Source organism: Phyllobacterium myrsinacearum, assembly GCF_014138285.1.
Taxonomy (GTDB): domain Bacteria; phylum Pseudomonadota; class Alphaproteobacteria; order Rhizobiales; family Rhizobiaceae; genus Phyllobacterium; species Phyllobacterium myrsinacearum_A.
In genome coordinates, this window is sequence record NZ_JACGXN010000001.1 from 1,095,974 (window position 1) to 1,116,173 (window position 20,200).

The following is a 20,200-nucleotide window of genomic DNA, read 5'->3' on the forward strand; positions in this document are numbered from 1 at the left end:
GGAGGCATTGCCGTCCGGCCATCGCCGGGCGTTACTTGATGGCGCGAATGGCTTCCCAATCGGACTTTTCGTAACCGAAGTCTTCGAACTTCACCTTTTCCATCACGTTCTTCTCGAAATCGGCCTTGTCGATTTCAGTAACGTTCAAACCACGCTCCTTGAAGCTGGCGACAAGCTGCTTTTCCTTGTCTTCGATGATCTTCGTGGTTTTCTCCGCCGCCTCCTGCATCACATCGCCGAAGATTTTCTTGTCTTCGTCGGAGAGACTTGCCCAACGGGTCTTGGACACCACCGTATTGAGATGATCGACAATGTGGCCTGTCAGTACGATGTTCTTCTGCACTTCGAAGAACTTCTTCGCTTCAATTGTGGTCAGCGGATTTTCCTGTGCCTCGACAGTACCGTTCTGCAAGGCGAGATAGACTTCGGCAAAAGCGATCGGCGTGGTGTTGGCGCCGCAGGCACGCGGCATCGCGAGATAGGCAGGCACATCGGGCACGCGGATTTTCAACCCCTGCATATCGGAGCATTTGGCAATCGGCTTGTTCGATGTGGTGTGGCGGGTGCCATAATAGCTGACGGCAGCGATGTGGTTGCCGGTTTTGTCCTCATATCCTTTGGCCAAACGCTTGAAGATATCGCTCTTCGTATACGCGATGAGATGTTCGGGGTTGCGGAAAATATAGGGGAAATAGGTAACCCCGATAGGCTTGAAATCACGTGCCGCAAAGCTCGACCCCGAAATGATGATGTCAACCGTTCCGAGCTTCAGGCCCTGATTGATATCCGCTTCTTTTCCCAGCTGCGAAGCGGGGAAAACGTCGATCTTGTAGCGCCCGTTGGTGCGCTTGTTGATTTCCTCGGCCGCCCAGACGGACTGGGTGTGAAACGGTTCGGATGTCTCGTAAACATGCGCCCATTTGAGCACCGTTTGCGCCTGCGCCGTTGCGGCAGATAATGCAAGCGCCGCCACGGCGCCCAGAATGGCAGTCAATTTGATCTTCATGTCTTTCTCCTCCCAGATTGAAATCAGATCTTGTTGCTTCTCTTGCGGCTCCCCTCGGGTTGCCCCCTCTCCGCGTCCGGCTCCTCGCCAAAACTTTCGGAAAATCTTGCCTGCGATTGCTGCAGATGAAATTGCATGGCAGCCCTTGCCGCTGCCGGATCGCCCGCAGCGATGGCGTCGCGAATGGCGCGGTGCTCAGCGAACGCCTGCCGCCAGGATGCCGGGCCCTCGAAATAGCTCGCGAGCTTTTCAAAATACGGTGTCATCCGCTGGTCGAAGAGTTCGCCGACGAAACGGTTCAGCGCGGAATTTTCGATAATTCCAGCCACCGTTGTATGAAAGTCCCGGTCGTAGCCGATCGATGTCTGCGGGCTGTGAAACGTGCTGGCCATTTTGGTCAGAACATCGTCCAGTGCTGCTATATGAGCTGATGTCGCCACTTTCGCTGCCTCTTCGGCGATGGCGCATTCAATCAGGGAACGGGCACGCAGGAGCTCGAAAGGTCCCTCCAGATCTTCCGGATGGTACGAAATGCGGCGGGGACGCTGCTGGATGACATAGATGCCCGACCCCATGCGAATGTTGACGAATCCTTCCACTTCAAGCGCAATCAGAGCTTCACGCACAGTTGGCCGGGAAACTTCCAGCTGTTCCGCCAGCTCGCGTTCTCCGGGCAATCGGTCTCCTACCGCAAACTCACCCTTTTCAATGAGCGCGCGTATCTGGTCGGCGACCTGCCGGTAGAGCCGGCGTGGCTGGATGGCTGCAAACATGAATACCCCTCCGCGTGATCACCCCGAACACGCACGACTGGTAAATTGGCCTTACCAATATTCAACTGATACATTGATATATATGAGGGAGTCAACGGCGCATTTTTGCCATGGAAATGCCACTGAAACCCTGTGGAAAGGCCGTTTGTTACAGATTGTTGCGCAAAGTGATTGCTGCCAATGCCCGCGAACAGGTTAAGAGAGGAAATTAACAGGCCGTAAACGGTCACTTAAAACTGGTGGACAATGGTTTCTGACATTCGATTGCTGCGCCCGCTCGCCTGTCTCGGTCTGGTATTGACCTTGGCGGCCTGCACCACGGCCAACACGAAATTGCCGGCCAACACAGCGTCGATCCCTGCCCCTGCTGCTGCATCCCGCACTACCGCATCAATCGGAACTGTAACCGCTGCACCAGTGCAGATGGCTTATGCCGGTCCCGCCGCCAACCCAGCGGCCCTTGCGACCACCAGTGCCACGGCACAGGTCGTTTCAACCGAGACACCCAAAACTGCCGGCCCCGCAAAGACAGAGACCTACGGCCCACGGGTCGACAATCTGATTTCGCAATACTCCGCCGCCTACGCGGTGCCTGAAGCGCTGGTGCGCCGCGTGGTCCACCGGGAAAGCCGGGGCCGTCCGGAAGCACGCAACGGCAAGTATTGGGGGTTGATGCAAATTCTGCCATCCACTGCCCGTGCCATGGGTCACAGCGGTACGCCAAAGGATCTGCTCGATGCGGAAACCAACCTCAAATATGGGGTGAAGTATCTGGCCGGTGCTTACAAGGTTGCTGACCAGAATTTTGACCGGGCTGTTCGCCTCTATGCCAGCGGCTATTACTACCAAGCCAAACGCAAAGGCATGCTGGATGAAACCGGCCTGAAGGGCGGCAGCACGCCTGTCCAGTCCACACAGATTGCTTCACTGCCTATGGCACCGGTGCCCGCGATAAGTCAGTCGGCTGCTACAATGCAGACGGTGGCTTATCTGCCAGACCCGTCTCCGGTGCGTCCCGGCTTCATTGCTATTCCGGCAGATCGCCCCTACGGGCTATAAACTCCAACTTTAAACGCACTAGTTGAATAATGAGCCGATTCATGGCGTTGTGTGCTCAATCTGGAGCATACAAATGGTTTTTTCCATTATCATTTCGATCGTCGCGCTTGTTTTAGCCGTGACTGCACGACAGCAAATCACCGCGCTGCGCAAGCAGGTGGAGCAGTTGCAACGTCAAGTTGAGGAAAAAACCCAACTGGCGCCTGTTGCTAGAGAGAACGAGAAACCGATTCGGCGATTCCGGGCAGACGAACCATTAACCGCGACCTCGGCGCGCGAAATCCCCCCGGCCGAGCCTGTGGGAACGCCGATACCGGCCATGGCCGCCTCTGCGCGACTGGACCCGAAAAAGGTCGCGGAAATCATGTCAGGCAAGCCCTCGGCGACGCCTGTGACTGTCCGCGCAACCCCCACCCCGTCCGTACCGGCAGCCCGGCCAAAGAAGTCCTATGGCGATTTCGAGCGGTCGCTTGGCCGCAACTGGCCCGTGTGGATTGGCGGCGTGGCGCTGTTCCTTGGTGGTATCTTCGTCGTCCAGTACTCCATCGAGAACGAACTTCTCGGCCCCGGTATCCGGCTTTGTCTCGGCGCCGTTTTTGGCTTGTTGCTGCTGGGTGCGGGTGAATATCTGCGCCGCAAGGAAAAGCCGCTCGGCCTATCCGTCACGGGTCCTGATTATATTCCCGGCGTTCTGACCGCCGCCGGATCGGCAGCACTGTTTGCCGTCGTCTATGCCGCCCATGGAATCTATGGTTTCATCGGCAGCCCGACCGCTTTCGTGGCGCTGGGTGCAGTGGGCCTTGCTACACTCGCCCTTGCGATCAAACATGGTCCGTGGATCGCCGGCTTGGGTCTTATCGGCTCCTACCTGACGCCGGCGCTGGTGAACTCGCAGGCACCTGCCCCCTACAGTTTCATGACATACCTATCCATTGTCACTCTGGTTGCCGTGATCCTGTCGCGTGCAAAAAACTGGCCGCTCATCGGTGCCGGGGCGATTGTTCTCGCTGCACTTTGGGGAAGTGCATATACCGGGTTTGACCCCATGCCGAATGGCGGTGCGCTTGGCCTTTTGACGGTCAGCCTGTTGGCTCTATCCGTCCTTAGCCATCTGAAGCCGGGCAACTACACGTTGTTCGACCGGACCGAAGAACCGTCTTATGATCCGATCACCATTGCGGGGGCGGTAGGCGCAGTTTTCCTCGGTCTTGGCTATGTCTCGCACGATCTCTTTGGACTTGCTTCCTTCCGGTTCCTGGTTCTGGCAGCAATCGTCATTGCCGTGTCGACGCTGGCGCCACTATTCATACGCCGCGCCCTGCCTTTCCTTGTTCCGGCAGCGCTCATCTCGCTCGTGCCGCTCACCCTCGTGGACATGCATCAACTGCTGGAGAGTGGCTTCGACAGCTCAGGATTGCCGCTCTACGATCCGGCAAAATACCGCGGCTTCGCCATTCTTGTTGCACTTGCATTCACGGTCATCAGCGTCATCGCGGCAACCATACTTGCGCGGCTGCCTGATATCGTCCGCGGCATCGCCTACGCGGCGTTGGGAACCGCTGTTCCCTTCGTGATGATTACGATGATGATTTATATCTTCGGCAACACTCTGGCCTCAACCGAAGAGATACTCAGCGTAGGACTTGCAATTATCGGTTTTGGCAGCGCGACATGGTTGACGCGTCTGTGGAAGGATAATGCGAAGCCAATTTCGCCTGCCTGGTTGTTCGACGCAGCATCTATCGGTTTTGCCGTTCTTGCTCTTTTCACAGTGTTCGAACCGCAATCGCGCGTTCTGGCCGCCTGTGTTCTTGCCTTCATCTATGCCGTTGCCACACGGACTCGCATTGCACCGGTGCTGCGTTTTGCGCCAGCGGTTTTTGCCGTGATTATCCTTGGACACATTCTCTTCGACCCAACGATCGTCGGTAGCGACCGGCTCTCGACCACACCACTCTTCAATCAGCTTCTGCTCAATTACGGCGGCTTCTTCGTGGCCATGATTGTTGCACAGATTGTGCTGGCCAAAGAGATCAAGGACACTGCCTACCGGCTTGTTCAGGCCCTTGCCGTCCTGGCAGGCTTTGTCCTCGTCAACATACTCGTTCGCCACTGGATGAACGGCGGAACGCTCGACAGCGGCGGCGATATAACATTGAGCGAGCAATCGCTCTACACGCTCATCGCGCTCGGCGGATCATTGTCACTGATGATGTTGAGCAAAGGCGGTCAAGACTGGCTCTACCGCACTGCTGCGCTCCTTGTGGGCTATGTCGGCATTCTGGTTGCTGTGACCCAGCATTTTATTTTCCTCAATCCGCTGTTCGACGGTTCCGTTGGCGATGGACTGATCTTCAACAGCCTGTTCATGGGGTATCTTCTACCAGGCCTGCTGGCTGCACTCGTGGCGCTCAATGCCTTTGGCGAACCGCAGATAAAACTGTTTGGTCTGCCGTTGGTCATGGCACAGGCCAACCGCCCGCGGCATTACGCCATGGCATTGGCGATCCTGTCCGGTCTCATGTTGTTCACATGGGTAACCCTCACCATCCGCGTCTTCTTCTGGGGCAGCGACATTGATCTGTGGCTTGGTGTCGACTCGATGGAAATGTTCACTTACTCAGCCGTCTGGCTGCTGTTCGGCCTTGGTCTCTTCGGTCTTGGCGCTTGGCGTCAGAACCGTTTGCTGCGCGTGATTTCGGCTCCCATCGTGTTCCTGGTTATCGCCAAGGTGTTTCTGCTCGATATGTCCAACCTCGAAGGCATCTTGCGGGCACTCTCCTTTATTGGACTCGGCCTGTCGCTGGTAGGTGTTGGGCTGTTCTACCAGCGCATCCTCAATGCGGGGGCGGCAGCTACGCCGCCCACCAGTGATGAAAATGGTGAACCGGACCGCGTCCCTGACCCACTTTAAGCGTATCGGCGGCGGCCATGGCTGCCGTCAGATACTCTTTCGCCGCACCGATTGCCGTTAGAAGATCACAACCTTTCGCCAGCCCGCTGGCGATAGCCGCCGCCAACGTGCAACCTGTGCCATGATCATGAGTCGTTGACAGGCGAGGCCCTTCGAAAGGCGTGACAGACGCGCCATCGAATAAAAGGTCCGTACTGAGGCTTGTATTGCCATGGCCGCCCTTGATCAGCACGGCGGCTGGCCCAAGCTTCAGCAAGAGCTCGGCCTGCCGCGCCATTTCCGCCTCGGTTTCGGCCACAGGCGTGCCGGTCAGAAGAGCCGCTTCCGGCAGGTTTGGCGTGAGCACGAGTGCCAATGGCAAGAGCTGCGTGCGAAGCGCCTCTATGGCTTCAGGTTGCAACAGGGGATCGCCGGATGTTGCCACCATAACCGGATCAAGCACCACCTTCCGTTGCCAGTGATGCAAGGCCCCGGCGATCGTGCCGATGGTTTCCACCGTCGAGACCATACCGATCTTGATCGCTCCAACGGCGATATCCGATAGAACAGCATCAATTTGCGCGCGAATGATGCCTGGGCTCAGATTCTCAATGGCCGTAACGCCCCGTGTGTTCTGCGCAGTGATCGCCGTCAATACGCTGGTTCCATAGACACCCAGCGCCGAAAACGTCTTGAGATCGGCCTGGATACCGGCTCCGCCGCCGCTGTCCGAACCGGCAATGGTCAGAGCAATGGCCGTCATGCCGTTGCCCTCAATGCCTCATCGACGGCGTCCCGCAGAATCTGGGCGGCGGCACGCGGATCATCCTGACGAAAGATTGCCGAAATTACTGCAACCCCGTCTGCACCCGCCCCAATGGCCGGAGCCACCCTGCCGAGATCGATGCCGGCAATCGCGCCCACGGGCAACTCCGGCTTTGTCGCGCGGATGATTGCCGCCAGTCGGGCAAAGCCGTCAAAGCCAATCGGTCCGTCCGGATTGTGTTTGGCAGGCGTTTCAAACAACCCACCCACGCAAGCATAGTCGACGTCTGACGCAATCGCCGCCCGCGCATCGGCTTCGTTCTTCACTGTGAGGCCGATAATCGCATCCGGCCCGAGCAGCTTTCGTGCGTCGCTGACCAGCATGTCCTCGCGCCCGACATGCACGCCTTCAACGCCCGCCACCAAAGCGACATCAATACGATCGTTCACAAGCAAGGGTATGCCCGTGCCCTTCAACGCGGCATGAATTGCGCGGGCACGCTCCACCATTGTCCGCGTCGGCGAGTTCTTATCGCGATACTGGATGATCGTTGCCCCGCCGCGTGCAGCCTGCAACGCCAGTTGTCCCAGATCCCTGTCACCGCCAATCGCATCGACGTCAACAATGGCATTCAACCGGAAATCTACTTTTGGCATGATTGTTCTTTCTTCGGAAAATTGTTTCAACGCAGTTCAACAGCAAGGTCATCGACCTTGGGTACGGATTTGATCAGCCCTGCATCGTGCATGAACACGCCGAGCCGCTCGTAACGGCTGCGGTCAAGGGCGGCAGGACGTTTGGCGAACCTGGGCAATGTATCGGTCCAAGCCTGCCGGTTCAGCGCATTGTCGAGATCAGGATAGGCCTTGATGAAGAGTGCCCAAGATTCATCGGGATGATTGGTCAGATAGATCGCGCCCTTTTCGACGGCTCCGATGAAACGTTTCAGACGGTCGTCTTTTGCCAGGTCGGGGTGCGTCAGGAAAATCAGCTCGTCATAAACCGGGACACCGTGCTCCTCGGGAAAGAAGGCTGTTCCCTTCTGACCCTCCTGTGCCATCTGCGTCAGCTCGAAGTTGCGGTAACCGCCCACCGTGGCATCCACCTGTCCTGATATGAGCGATGATGACAGCGCAAAATTGATATTGATCAACTCAACATCGTCTGCCTTGAGGCCCTCCGCTTTCAGCATTGCGCCGAGCATGGCGTCCTCAAAACCGGCCACGGAAAACCCAACCTTTTTGCCTTTCAAATCCTTCAGGCTCTTGATGGGACCGTCAGCCAGTACCGTCACCGTGTTGAGCGGCGTCTCCACCAATGTACCGAAGCGCACCAGCGGCAAACCTTCATCATGACTGAGATAGAGATTGGGCTGATAGCCGATGGCGATATCAGCCTGCTTAGCCGCAACAAGGCGCGGCGGCGCGGCTGGATCGGCCGGGGGGATCAGATCCACATCAAGCCCTACCTCCGTGAAGAAACCCTTCTCGCGGGCAACGACCAGCGGCGCATGGTCTGGATTGACGAACCATTCCAGAAGGACAGACAGCTTGTCCGCCGCCATTGCGGGTGACGCGAGGAGAGACAAAGCGGTTAACACGATGAGAGCAAGGGAGAACGCACGGCGGCGAAACATGGGGATTCCTTTGTGAATGAAACGGGAACAGCCTTTAATCATGACGCCCGCGCCCAAGGGGTGAGACGTGCAGCAAAGGCATCGACGAGAAAACGAAGAACGATGGTCAGAACAGCGAGGATGATGAGAGCGGCAAACAGCGTGTCGGTCTGCATGCGGGCATTGGCCTGCAGCATGACAAAGCCGAGCCCCCGAGAAGCACCGACCCATTCGCCGATTACGGCACCAATGGGTGCAAAGACGGCCGCAACACGCAAGCCCGAACCAAGGCCCGGCAAAGCGCTGGGAACACGTATGAAGAACAGCGTCGCCAGCGGCGTTGCCTGCGTCAGTGCAGCGGCATCCAGTAAATCCTGACTGGTCCGGCGGAGGGCATCGGCAAAGGACGAGGCCACCGGAAAGAAAATAACCAGGCTGGCCATGACCACCTTCGAGGCGAGGCCGAAGCCGAACCAGAGAACCAGAAGAGGCGCGATGGCGAAAACCGGCAGTGCCTGCAGGACAAGCAGCAGTGGCCAGATAAGCTGGCCGAAGCCGGGCAAACCGGCAACGAGCAGTGCGATCAGAATTCCTGCGATGATACCGAAGAACATCCCGAGCAGAATTTCCAGCACGGTGATGGTGGCGTTGCTCAGGAGGTAATTGCGCTGCTCAATCAGGGTGGCAATGACAGACCCGGGACCCGGCAGGATGAAGCGCGGCGGATGCAGCGCCCAGACAGCCAGCTGCCAGCACAGAAGCACGGCCAGCAAAGCGCCTGTAATGCGGACAAGTATGCCCATGGCGGTGGTCACACCGTCACAAACGCGATGATTGCTGTATCAGGGGAAAAGGCATCTGCGGGACTCCATCAAACGTGTGGAGATCCGGATATGTGCGAAGACAAGGCAGAGTGCGTGAAGAATGCTCAATTCCCGTTCCTACGCCGGCATAACCCGGATCAGGTTCAAGGGTCCAGCTCGACGCTATCTCAGCACTGTACAGTGCCCCCCTCGGAATAAAGTCATGATGGAGCGGCGCAAGAACAAAGTCAATCGCGCCGCCTTTGCAGGTGTAAATTACTGAGTAAGGCGAACCTTTGAATAGTCATATGTGCATCCGGTCTTCAGCGTGTATTCAAAGTCCGGTGTACCGCCGCCGCCATCTTCCCACCCGTGCTTTTGCGTGAGCCCCTTGCAGTTCATCAAATCATTCATAAGAATTGGAGCCTTCTCTTCCTCTTTTGTCGATTGGCCACCATCCGCCACAAATCGCCATGCGTCGTTTGCCCTATCGCTTCGAACGAGAAAGGCTTTGGCACTGGCCTTGAAAGCTTTTTCTTGGTTGAATGTCAGGTTATCCGGCATCGGCGTCAATTGAGCGCTGGGATCATTGGTTGCACTACAAATATCCCCCTTAAACAGAATATATTTGGGTGCAGTTCCAATCGGGCAGCCGTCCTTCTTGACGATCATGGTAAAGTAAAACGAGTTGTACGTTCCCAGCTTAAAGGTCATGGGTGCCGATCCTATTTTTGGATTGGCTGTTCCCACACCGTTGACGTACGTGTACTCAACAGAACCCATCTCTTGCTGTTTACCGTCCGCCGCGACAACAATGATGGATATTTTCTTGTAATACGTTCCTTTTACATTCGTGACCTGAATTGAGGCTTCTTCCGGCGTCAGCGCTCCTGATGCTGTTGAAGTGGCCGAAATGGTCGTCGAGCTTTGGTTCAGAACTTGCATGAATGCCGTTCGGAGCGGTCTCGCGACTGCAAGCTTGATCCGCGCAGGAACGTCCTCGGTGACCGTCACATTATACGTGACGCTACTGCTGTCGAAGTCAGGAATGTTTGCGTGGAGGCTTTTTTGAATGCGAACCTTCACATCGTCCAGATTGTTTCCCTTATAGGTCGATGCTCCCCACAACACTGCGGCATCCGCTGCATTCTGTAAATCCGAACGCTGATTGCTTGCATTGTTGTAGCTAATGGCAAGGCTGGTTGCGCCCAATAGCGGCACCAGCAACAGACCAAATGTAATTGCAGTGGCGCCGCTTTTATCTTTCAGGAATTTCTTGATTTTTTTCATAGCCCGCTCCGGTGTTGAGCGGACCATGAACGAAATGGCGTAAATGCTGCTTTACGAAAATCATTCAGATTGTCACGATCTGCGATAAGCCTTGCATCATGGTAAAAATCCCCTGAAACAACCGCTTATACGGCGGGGATATCCGGCCGCACAAAGCCATCACTCGCCACCAAGAGGTTGCGCGTATAGGCCTGCGTGACTTTGCGGGCAGCAAGGTCCGCAGCCGACAGACGCTCCACTTCCGCGCCGTTCTGCATCACCATCAGCCGGTCGCACATATGAGTCACAACCGCGAGATCGTGGCTGACCATGAGGAATGTCAGCTTACGGTCACGGCGTATCTGTTCCAGCAGATTCAGCACTTCCGCCTGTACCGATGCGTCAAGCGCCGAAGTCGGCTCATCCAGCAGCAGAATCGACGGTTCAAGAATCAACGCCCGTGCGATGGCCACGCGCTGGCGCTGTCCTCCGGACAGCTGATGCGAGTAGCGGAAGCGGAAGCTGGCCCCAAGTCCCACTTCATCCAGCGCCCGCAAGATTCGCTTTTCGATATCGGTAAACCCGTGAACGGCCAGAGGTTCAAGCAAAAGCCGGTCGACTGTCTGCCGCGGGTGCAGCGAACCATAGGGATCCTGAAATACCATCTGCACTTCACGATAAAATGCCTTGGTGCGGCTCTTGCCGAGCAGTTTGCCGTTGACCGTAATGGAACCCCCGGTCGTTGGTGCAAGCCCCGCAACGGCGCGCAGCAACGTTGACTTTCCAGAACCGGATTCGCCGACCAGCCCGAAGGATTCACCCGGCATCACATCAAGGCTGACCCCCCGCAACGCGCGGAAGCGATCGAATACGACCTCGAGTTTGTCGATAACAAGAGCTTTGGAAAGAGATATCGTCATGCGGCCCACTCCGGCTTGCGATCAAGAATGGGAAGCGGGTGGGTATCGGCGCCGATTTTGGGCATGCAGTTCAAAAGCCCTTGCGTGTAGGAATGTTTGGCGTTGTGCAGATCCCTGGCAGCGATCTCCTCGACAATATGCCCCGCATACATGACGATGACCCGGTCACAAAACGACGAGACCAGCCGTAAATCGTGGGAGATGAAGATCAATCCCATGCCGCGATCGCGCACCAGATTGTCGAGAATGGCGAGCACATCAAGCTGAACGGTCACATCGAGGGCTGAAGTCGGCTCATCGGCGATCAGCAGTTCGGGGCCGGTGATCAGCATCATGGCTATCATGGCACGCTGTCCCATGCCTCCCGATACCTCGTGCGGATGCAGATCATAGACACGCTCGGGATCGCGGATCTGCACAGCCGCAAGCATGTCGAGTGCACGTTTGCGGGCTTCCGATCTGCTGACCCTTTCGTGGGTACGCAGGGTTTCAACGATCTGCCGTCCGATGCTCATGACCGGATTGAGTGAATATTTAGGGTCTTGCAGGATCATGGCGATACGGTTACCGCGCAACGAACGCCGTTCGGCGGCTGAGACTTTCAGCAGATCGATCCCATCGAAATTCAGCGTCTCCGCCGTGATTTTAGCGTGGGGTGGCGTCAGGCCCATGATGGCACGGCCCGTCTGGGATTTGCCCGAACCGGATTCACCCACGATACCAAGACGTTCGCGACCGAGCGTAAAAGACACACCGCGAACAGCATCGACCACCCCGGTACGGGTCGGAAACTGGACCCGCAGGTCCTTGACAGTCAGCAGGGTGCTCATTGGTTGTTGCCTCGTGGATCAAGTGCATCACGCAGGCCATCACCCAGCAGGTTGAAGCCAAGACTGACGATCAGGATTGCAAAACCAGGCGCTGCCGCAACCCACCATTGATCCATGATGAAACGGCGGCCGGAAGCAATCATCGCGCCCCATTCCGGTAATGGCGGCTGGGCACCCAGACCGAGAAAGCCGAGACCCGCGGCGGTAAGGATGATGCCAGCCATATCCAGTGTGACACGGACAATGAGCGAGGACAGACAGAGCGGCATGATGTGGCGCAGGACAATGCGAACCGGCGAAGCACCCATCAATCGCACTGCGGCGATGTAATCGGAATTGCGCACCGTCAAGGTCTCTGCTCGCGCTATACGCGCATAGGGCGGCCAAGAGGTAATGGCGATGGCAATGACGGCGTTTTCGATACCGGGTCCAAGAGCCGCAACGAAAGCGAGCGCCAGAATGAGCTTCGGAAAGGCCAGGAAAATATCGGTTATACGCATCAGGATGGAATCGACCCAGCCACCTGCATAGCCGGCGATGGTTCCAACCAGAAGCCCGATTGGCGCGGCAATGATGGCAACAAGAATGACGACATAGAGCGTCAGGCGCGAACCGTAGATCAGCCTCGAAAGAATATCCCGGCCCTGATCGTCGGTGCCAAGCCAATAGTCGCCGCTTGGTGGCAGCAACCGGGCATTGCGCAAATCGCCGATGACAGGCGAATGGGGCGCAAGAACATTTGCAAGAGCAGCAACCAGCAGCAGGACGACAATGATGCCAAGACCGGCAAGCGCCAGCCTGTTGCTGGCAAATCGGCCCCACACGAGATAGGCACGGCCAAGCCTTGCCTGCAGCCGTGATTGCGGCCGATCACTCATCAGCCATTCGCGTCGGGATATCGATGGCGGCGGGGTTTTGATTGTCTGGCTCATCGTGCGCGCGTCCGTGGGTCAAGCGCCCGATAGAGAACATCGGACAGAAGATTGATTGCAACAAAGACAGAACCGATGATGATGGTTCCACCAAGAACCGCGTTCATGTCGGCATTTTGCAGGGAATTGGTGATGTACATGCCAAGACCGGGCCAGGCAAAGACCGTTTCGGTCAGAACCGATCCCTCCAGCAATCCGGCATAGGACAGAGCGATGACCGTCACCAACGGCACTGCCGCGTTGCGCAGGGCATGGGCCCAGATGATACGGGTCTCGGAAAGCCCTTTTGCCCGGGCAGCGACGATATATTCCTGCTCCAGTTCATTGAGCATGAAACTGCGGGTCATTCGGCTGATATAGGCCAGCGAGAAATAGCCAAGCAACGATGCCGGCAGAATAATGAAGGAGAAGATGTTCCAGAAGGCTTCCCAATTGCCCTGCAACACCGCATCGAGAAGATAGAAGCCGGTGATGGGCGTGAATGTATACTCATAGATCACGTCGATGCGGCCGGGGCCTGATGTCCAGCCAAGCTTTGCATAGAAGACAAGAAGCGCCAGCAGCCCGAGCCAGAAGATCGGCACGGAATAACCGACCAGCCCAACGATCCGCACGATCTGATCAATGAAGCTGCCCCGTTTGACAGCGGCAAGCACACCGAGCGGCACACCGAAAAGTGCGCCTATGACGGTGCCGAAGGTTGCAAGCTCCATGGTGGCAGGGAACACCCGCCGGATGTCCGTCATGACAGGATTGGACGTCAGAACGGAATTGCCAAAATTACCCTGCAAAGCGCCTTTCACGTAGAGGTAGAACTGCTCATAGAGCGGCAGATTCAGGCCGTATTCCTCCCGGATGCGTTCGACCACATGGGCCGGAGCACGGTCACCGACAATCGCCAGCGCCGGATCGATGGGGATAACCCGGCCGATGAAGAAGGTGACAGCAAGAAGGCCAAGGAAGGTGATTGCACCGATCAGGACAAAGCGTCCAATCGCAAGAGCAAGGCTGGAGGCCCAGGCGCCCGAGCGTCTGGCCTCCAGTTGTGTTTCAGTCGTTGTCATCGTTTCAGCCTTGGGCGTTCGCCCTGATTATTTCGATACGTTGAAAACGTAGTTGGTATCGAAGGATGGTCCGAGCTTGAGGCCCTTGAGAGTCGAGCGGTAACCGGCAACTTCTGTCTGCTGGAACAGCATGACGAACGGGCTGGTCTCGAGAACCTTCTTCTGCAGGTCCTGGTAGATCTGCGCACGCTTGGCTGTATCGCGCTCGAGCAGGGCCGACTTGGTTTCCTTGGTCAGGTCAGGCACATCCCAGGCATTGCGCCATGCAAGCGTCTTGTTGGTGCCCGTATCGGCATTGTCAGGATTGCTGGTAAAGGTCTCCGCATTGGAGTTCGGATCCCAGTAATCAACGCCCCACTGACCGATATAGATGTCATGTGTGCGGGCCCTGTACTTCGTCAGCGTCTGCTTGCCATCACCGGGGATGATCTCCAGCTTGACGCCGCCTTGTGCAAAGGTCTGCTGCACGGCTTCAGCAATACCCGTCACCGGCTGGTTGTTGCGCACGTCCATCGTCACCGAGAAACCGTCCTTCAGACCCGCCTTGGCCAGAAGCTCCTTGGCTTTCTCCACATTGAGGGAATAGGGCTTTTCGTCCAGCTCGCCCAGAATGCCCTTCGGCAGGAACGTCTGATGGATCTCGCCGATGCCCTTGATCAGCTTCTCGCCGATCGCATCGTAATCAACCAGATATTTCAGCGCCTCGCGCACCTCCGGCTTGGCCAGGTTCGGGTTCTTCTGATTGAGACTGAAATAGTAGATCGTGCCCTTCGGCGCACTTGTGGTCTTGATGTCGCTGTTCTTGGCCACCTGTTCCAGATCGTTCGGCTCCAGATTGCGGGCAACATCGATATCACCCTTTTCCAGCAGCAGGCGCTGCGTCGCGCTTTCCTTCACATGCCGGTAGATGACACGGTTGAGGATCGACTTGGTGCCGTAGTAATTGTCGTTGCGCTCAAGGACGAGGATCTCGTTGGCGCGCCAGTCGCGGATCTTCATCGGACCCGAACCCGCATAATTGGTCTTCATCCAGGCATTGCCGTAATCATTGTCGACCACGTGCTGGGAGACGAGCTTCTTGTCGACGACGGAGGCAACGGTTGCCGTCAGGCAGTTGAGCACGAAGCTCGGCGCATAGGGCTGGTCGACGGTAAAGACAAAGGTATCGGGTGCTGTCGCCTTGGCCTTTTCGGTGACATTGTCCGGCTTCAGGCCGAACTGGGTGAGGATGAAGGCCGGGCTCTTGTCGATCTTGATGGCGCGCTCGAAGGAATAGGCAACATCTTCCGCTGTCAGCGGATTGCCCGAGGCGAACTTTAGGTCCGGCTTCAGCTTGAACGTATAGGTCAGGCCATCATCCGAAACCGTCCAGCTCTGCGCAATGTCAGCCGTGATTTTCGAGGGATCATTAATATCAAGGCGAACCAGCTTGTCATAGGTATTGCCGTTGATTTCACCCATGGTGAGCTCGAAGGCCTCGCCCGGATCAAGCGTAATGACATCATCAATCGCCCACGCTTCTACCAGCGTATCCGCCGGTGTCGCCGCCCATGCCGGCGCCCCCGAAATCACGAGCGCCGAGAGCGCAGCACTTCCGACAAGCAGCCGGAATTTGGCGTTTATCTGATTGATCAACATTGTGGTACCCCTGTTTTTTCTATTGTTTCAATTTGTTTCATGCCAAGCCGACCGCAGGACACGCATCCAGTTTCCGCGACAAATCTTGGCAAGATCCTCCTCCGAGTATCCCGCCTCGCGCAGAGCAACGACAAGTGCCTGGCTGCCTGCCGCGTCGGTAATTTCACTGGGGATTTTAGCACCATCGAAATCTGAGCCAAGTGCCACGCAATCAATACCCATGCGATTGACCATATAGTCGATGTGCCGGACCATATCGCTAAGTGGCGTATCGGCATTTTCCCGCGCGTCGGGACGCAGCATCGCCACGGCATAGTTCAGACCGACCAGACCCTTACTTTCGCGAATGGCATCGAACTGCTTGTCCGTCAGATTGCGGGCGACCGGCGTGAGCGCATGAACATTGGAATGGCTGGCGACCAGCGGTTGATCACTGATACGGGCAACATCCCAAAATCCCTTTTCAGTGATGTGCGCGAGATCCACAAGAATACCCAAGCGATTGCATGCCCTCACCAGATCCTCACCGGCCGCTGTCAATCCCGGGCCGGTATCCGGATCCAGGGGATATGCAAAAGGAACACCATGACCGAAAACATTATTGCGGCTCCAGACAGGTCCAAGTGAACGCAGTCCGGCTGCATAGAATACATCCAGCGCGGAGAGATCAGCACCAATCCCTTCACAGCCCTCGATGTGCAGAACTGCCGCAAAAAGGTCCTTGTCCATCGCCTCCTCGATGTCGGCAGTGGAACGACACAGCTTCCAGCCGCCTGCCTGTTCGAGACGCAGGGCGATCGAAGCCATTTCAAGCGAGATGTCGAGAGATGGCGTTCGCTCCAGCGGTGCGGCCAGAGGGGTAAAATAATGGCCCTTTGCGTCGGGCGCCTTGAAGGCGAGATCGCCTGACGGAACGTAGATGGCGCAAAGCCCGCCAATCAACCCGCCCTTGAGCGCGCGGCCCTTGTCGATATGTCCGGATGTTGTGCCATCAATGAATTCGCGAACCGGATCGGCGCCGTCTTTTGAATGTTTCCACAACCGGTAAAGCACATCGTTGTGACCATCAAAGACAGACTGCATTTCAATTCCCGATCAGGTTGTTCGATAAGGCAAATGTTTCGGGAAATCGTTTCATCAATTCCCGGCATTTACGCCCTGGTTTGACAAAAGATCATGTCACAGACGAACAGGCAAGATAGGATTTGTACAAAAGTATAACAGCTGCCCCATTTGTGCGTGAGCATCCGTTCCTCCCGATTGCAACCCGTGGCTCGTGGTTGCGGATTCCCAAACCTGCTACCCATGAAAGGAGAAGGATCAACAGAGCGTTGGCATAATTGACAACAAGGAAATGCGTTGACATGATTGACAACGTCAAGGCTAAACTTATCTACCGACACAAGGCCATCTTTCCTGACAGCTCCATCATGGAGATGTCAATCTGGATGGTTCCGACACCCGTCAAAGGAAGCTCGCATCCTTACAAATACAGGCTTTTCTGGGGTCGGCATGGCGAACGGATTGTTGGATATGACAATGAAAGAGGAAAAGGGGATCATTGCCATCTTGATGGGCGGGAACGCCCATATCGTTTCATTTCCGTAGACATGTTGATCAGCGATTTTTGTTCGGAAATTGACAGGAGAATATCAAAATGAGAAGGGCCGTGATCCAAATACGCAGTGATACGAGCGCTGTCATAAGTGATGCTGCCAAGGGATTCGTGAATGCCTGGAACAAAGGCAGCAGTGACCCAATAGCGACCTTCACATTCAGTTCCCCAGCACAATTGTTTTCAATCATCACGCCTAAACGTTGGGAACTGATCGAGCATTTGCAGAAAATAGGCCCGTCCAGTATTCGCGGCCTCGCTCGCTCGCTCGGGCGTGACGTCAAACGGGTTCACGACGATGTAACAGCCCTGACCAATTGGGGTCTTGTCGAACGTACCAAGGATGCAAAAGTTTGCGTTCCATTCGACGTCATACACGCTGATTTTGACCTGCGGGCAGTTGCCTGACGGCAATGCCCGCAGCGGGACTATGATATCCGATATCAAACGTCCAGGTTTGCTACGCTCAGCGCATTGTCCTGAATGAATTCACGGCGCGGCTCGACATCATCGCCCATCAGCCTTGAGAACAGGCTGTCGGCATCGGTCGCGTCATTGACTTTGACCTGCAACAGTGAACGCGCATTCGGATCGAGCGTTGTTTCCCAGAGCTGGTCCGCATTCATTTCGCCCAGACCCTTATAGCGCTGCAGCGACAGGCCTTTGCGGCCCGTGGCGAACACAGCCTCAAGCAGCGAGATCGGGCCGGCGACCGGCTCGGTTTTTTCCTTGCGGCGCAAGACAGGCGGCTTGGCGTAAATTTCGTTGAGGCGGGTGGAGTAACGGTCGAGCTGACGCGCATCGGCAGAACCGATCAGCGCCATGTCAAGCGTGACAGTTTCCTTGACGCCGCGCAGCGAACGTTCAAGCACGTAGCCATCCACACCGTCGTCCGGCGTTGCCAGACGGCCGGTCCAGCCCTTTTCAGTTTCTTCCGCGATCAGATCAAGGCGGGCAGCAACTTCCGTCACCAGTGCCTGCGCACGCGGCGTATCGGAAATGGCTTCCGGATTAAGCGCGCCGGCAATCGTTGCCTGCTCCACCACCGCACGGTCATAACGTGTGTTGAGACCCGTCAACAGGTGGCGGACAGCCAGCGCGTCATTGATGACGGCGCGCAAATCGGCACCCGCACGCACTTCGCCAGTGCCAAGTTCGAGCGAGGCTTCTTCGAGGCCGGAATCAATCAGGAATTCCTCGAAGGCCGATTCGTTCTTGATGTATTGCGAGGACTTGCCGCGCGAGACCTTATAGAGTGGCGGCTGGGCAATATAGATATGGCCGCGCTCAATCAGTTCCGGCATCTGGCGGAAGAAGAATGTCAGCAGCAGCGTACGAATATGGGCACCATCGACGTCAGCGTCGGTCATGATGATGATCTTGTGATAACGCAGCTTGTCCGGGTTGAACTCGTCCTTGCCGATGCTGGTGCCAAGCGCCAGAATCAGCGTGCCAATCTGGTCGGAAGACAGCATGCGGTCGAGCTTGACGCGCTCAACATTGAGGATTTTACCACGGAGCGGCAGGATGGCCTGATTCTGGCGCGAGCGCCCGCCCTTGGCTGAACCGCCGGCGCTGTCACCCTCGACGATGAAGATTTCCGACTTGGCCGGATCTTTTTCCTGACAATCGGCCAGCTTGCCCGGCAATGAGCTGATGCTCAGTGAGTTCTTGCGGGTAATGTCACGCGCCTTGCGGGCAGCTTCGCGTGCGGATGCGGCCTGAATGACCTTCTCCACCAGTACCTTGCCCTCGGCAGGGTGTTCTTCAAGCCAGCTCGACAGTGCCTCGTTGACAAGGCTTTCGACTACTGCGCGCACTTCCGACGAAACAAGCTTGTCCTTGGTCTGCGATGAGAATTTCGGGTCCGGAACCTTCACGGAAAGCACAGCGGTGAGACCTTCACGGCAATCATCACCGGTCAGTGTTACCTTTGCCTTTTTGGCCTGCCCGGTGTTCTCGGCATAACCGGTCATCTGGCGCGTCAGCGCGCCACGGAAACCGGCAAGATGGGTACCGCCATCGCGCTGCGGAATGTTGTTTGTAAAGCACAGAACATTCTCGTGATAGCTATCGTTCCACCACATGGCAACTTCCACCGTGGTGTCATCTCGTTCACCGCGAATATAGATCGGTTCGTTGACCAGTTCCTTTTTGGTGCGATCAAGATATTTGACGTAAGCGGTGAGCCCGCCCTCGTAAAACAGCTCGAGATCGACCGGATCGGCATGTCGGCGATCCGCCAGAAGAATGCGGACGCCTGAATTCAGGAACGCGAGCTCGCGGAGACGGTGCTCAAGCGTTTTGAAGTCAAATTCCACCATCGTGAACGTGTCAGTCGACGGCAGGAAGGATACTTCCGTGCCCGTCTCACCATTCGAGTCGCCGACCACCTTCAGCGGGGCATCGGCAACGCCATGGGTAAAGCTCATCTCGTGAATCTTGCCCTGGCGACGAACCTTCAGCCGCAACCAGACCGACAGAGCGTTGACCACGGAAACGCCCACGCCATGCAGACCACCTGATACCTTGTAGGAGTTCTGATCGAACTTACCGCCCGCATGCAGCTGGGTCATGATGACCTCGGCGGCAGAGACGCCTTCCTCGTGCATATCTGTGGGAATCCCACGTCCATTATCGGTGACGGTGCAGGAACCGTCAGGATTGAGCGTCACGGTGACGCGGGTCGCATGACCGGCTAACGCCTCGTCAATGGCGTTATCCACGACCTCGTAAACCATGTGGTGCAAACCGGAGCCATCGTCCGTATCACCAATATACATACCCGGGCGTTTGCGGACAGCATCCAACCCCTTGAGAACCTTGATAGAATCTGCACCATATTCCGGCGAGGTTCCGGTCGTCATCTCAGGTGTATCACTCATATAAATTCAATCTTTTCTTGGCGCCGTGAACTGGCGTGAAGGATCCGGGCGAATCATGCCCGGTTACAGACCTAGATATAGTGGTTAATGTACTTTTTTCCAATTCGTAGCCTATAGGCTATCCACGGATCA

Annotated in this window: 18 protein-coding genes and 1 riboswitch; of the genes, 4 read left to right on the forward strand and 14 right to left on the reverse strand. The window is 56.4% G+C overall.

Annotation, left to right across the window (positions count from 1 at the left end; translation table 11 throughout):
• Nucleotides 1-31: 31 nt before the first annotated feature.
• Together FHW16_RS05495 and FHW16_RS05500 are read right to left on the reverse strand one after the other, a co-directional pair.
• Nucleotides 32-1,006 carry a sialic acid TRAP transporter substrate-binding protein SiaP gene (locus FHW16_RS05495; protein WP_182548105.1) on the reverse strand — a complete coding sequence of 325 codons (975 nt, stop codon included), beginning with the start codon at nt 1,004-1,006 and terminating at the stop codon, nt 32-34.
• Nucleotides 1,007-1,029: 23 nt separating this feature from the next.
• Entirely contained in the window at nt 1,030-1,779 is a 750-nt protein-coding gene (locus tag FHW16_RS05500; RefSeq protein ID WP_182548106.1) for a FadR/GntR family transcriptional regulator, read from the reverse strand.
• Nucleotides 1,780-2,025: 246 nt separating this feature from the next.
• Between FHW16_RS05500 and FHW16_RS05505 the strand changes: the two genes are divergently transcribed.
• Together FHW16_RS05505 and FHW16_RS05510 are read left to right on the forward strand one after the other, a co-directional pair.
• Nucleotides 2,026-2,838, forward strand: coding sequence for a lytic transglycosylase domain-containing protein (locus FHW16_RS05505; RefSeq protein ID WP_182548107.1), 813 nt, complete (start codon nt 2,026-2,028; stop codon nt 2,836-2,838).
• Between the two features lie 73 nt (nt 2,839-2,911).
• The gene (locus FHW16_RS05510; protein ID WP_182548108.1) at nt 2,912-5,752 is read left to right on the forward strand and encodes a DUF2339 domain-containing protein; all 2,841 of its coding nucleotides are present in this window, start codon (nt 2,912-2,914) and stop codon (nt 5,750-5,752) included.
• On the opposite strand, the gene thiD is transcribed toward FHW16_RS05510, so the two are convergent.
• The 11 genes from thiD to FHW16_RS05565 all read right to left on the reverse strand — a co-directional run bounded on the left by thiD (nt 5,694) and on the right by FHW16_RS05565 (nt 16,651).
• Entirely contained in the window at nt 5,694-6,494 is an 801-nt protein-coding gene (gene thiD, locus FHW16_RS05515; RefSeq protein WP_182548109.1) for a bifunctional hydroxymethylpyrimidine kinase/phosphomethylpyrimidine kinase, read from the reverse strand. The genes FHW16_RS05510 and thiD overlap by 59 nt on opposite strands.
• Nucleotides 6,491-7,153: a thiamine phosphate synthase gene (gene thiE / locus FHW16_RS05520; protein WP_182548110.1), complete on the reverse strand. Its 663-nt coding sequence runs from the start codon at nt 7,151-7,153 to the stop codon at nt 6,491-6,493. Before thiE ends, thiD begins: the two co-directional genes overlap by 4 nt.
• A gap of 26 nt (nt 7,154-7,179) precedes the next feature.
• Nucleotides 7,180-8,133: an ABC transporter substrate-binding protein gene (locus FHW16_RS05525; protein ID WP_182548111.1), complete on the reverse strand. Its 954-nt coding sequence runs from the start codon at nt 8,131-8,133 to the stop codon at nt 7,180-7,182.
• Between the two features lie 38 nt (nt 8,134-8,171).
• Nucleotides 8,172-8,915 carry an ABC transporter permease gene (locus FHW16_RS05530; RefSeq protein WP_182548112.1) on the reverse strand — a complete coding sequence of 248 codons (744 nt, stop codon included), beginning with the start codon at nt 8,913-8,915 and terminating at the stop codon, nt 8,172-8,174.
• A 118-nt stretch (nt 8,916-9,033) separates the two neighbouring features.
• Nucleotides 9,034-9,136, reverse strand: a riboswitch (TPP riboswitch).
• 55 nt (nt 9,137-9,191) lie between these two features.
• Nucleotides 9,192-10,205 carry a Tad domain-containing protein gene (locus FHW16_RS05535; protein WP_182548113.1) on the reverse strand — a complete coding sequence of 338 codons (1,014 nt, stop codon included), beginning with the start codon at nt 10,203-10,205 and terminating at the stop codon, nt 9,192-9,194.
• 125 nt (nt 10,206-10,330) lie between these two features.
• Nucleotides 10,331-11,104 (reverse strand): ABC transporter ATP-binding protein, encoded by a 774-nt coding sequence (locus FHW16_RS05540; protein WP_182548114.1) that lies wholly within the window; start codon nt 11,102-11,104, stop codon nt 10,331-10,333.
• A complete protein-coding gene (locus tag FHW16_RS05545; RefSeq protein WP_182548115.1) occupies nt 11,101-11,934 on the reverse strand; it encodes an ABC transporter ATP-binding protein in 834 nt (277 codons plus the stop codon). The genes FHW16_RS05540 and FHW16_RS05545 overlap by 4 nt, the downstream gene beginning before the upstream one ends.
• Nucleotides 11,931-12,866: a nickel transporter permease gene (gene nikC, locus FHW16_RS05550; protein ID WP_182548116.1), complete on the reverse strand. Its 936-nt coding sequence runs from the start codon at nt 12,864-12,866 to the stop codon at nt 11,931-11,933. The genes FHW16_RS05545 and nikC overlap by 4 nt, the downstream gene beginning before the upstream one ends.
• Nucleotides 12,863-13,930 (reverse strand): ABC transporter permease, encoded by a 1,068-nt coding sequence (locus tag FHW16_RS05555; protein WP_182548117.1) that lies wholly within the window; start codon nt 13,928-13,930, stop codon nt 12,863-12,865. Before FHW16_RS05555 ends, nikC begins: the two co-directional genes overlap by 4 nt.
• 27 nt (nt 13,931-13,957) lie before the next feature.
• Entirely contained in the window at nt 13,958-15,568 is a 1,611-nt protein-coding gene (locus FHW16_RS05560) for an ABC transporter substrate-binding protein (RefSeq protein ID WP_432651992.1), read from the reverse strand.
• 27 nt (nt 15,569-15,595) lie between these two features.
• Nucleotides 15,596-16,651 (reverse strand): dipeptidase, encoded by a 1,056-nt coding sequence (locus FHW16_RS05565; RefSeq protein ID WP_182548118.1) that lies wholly within the window; start codon nt 16,649-16,651, stop codon nt 15,596-15,598.
• A gap of 281 nt (nt 16,652-16,932) precedes the next feature.
• On the opposite strand from FHW16_RS05565, the gene FHW16_RS05570 reads away from it, so the two are divergent.
• Together FHW16_RS05570 and FHW16_RS05575 are read left to right on the forward strand one after the other, a co-directional pair.
• Nucleotides 16,933-17,229 (forward strand): toxin-antitoxin system TumE family protein, encoded by a 297-nt coding sequence (locus tag FHW16_RS05570; RefSeq protein WP_182548119.1) that lies wholly within the window; start codon nt 16,933-16,935, stop codon nt 17,227-17,229.
• An 8-nt stretch (nt 17,230-17,237) separates the two neighbouring features.
• Entirely contained in the window at nt 17,238-17,591 is a 354-nt protein-coding gene (locus FHW16_RS05575; RefSeq protein ID WP_348643855.1) for a transcriptional regulator, read from the forward strand.
• Between the two features lie 35 nt (nt 17,592-17,626).
• Here the strand turns inward: FHW16_RS05575 and gyrB are convergent, their stop codons facing one another.
• Nucleotides 17,627-20,068, reverse strand: a complete 2,442-nt coding sequence (gene gyrB, locus FHW16_RS05580; RefSeq protein WP_182548121.1) for a DNA topoisomerase (ATP-hydrolyzing) subunit B — start codon at nt 20,066-20,068, stop codon at nt 17,627-17,629.
• Between the last annotated feature and the right edge of the window lie 132 nt (nt 20,069-20,200).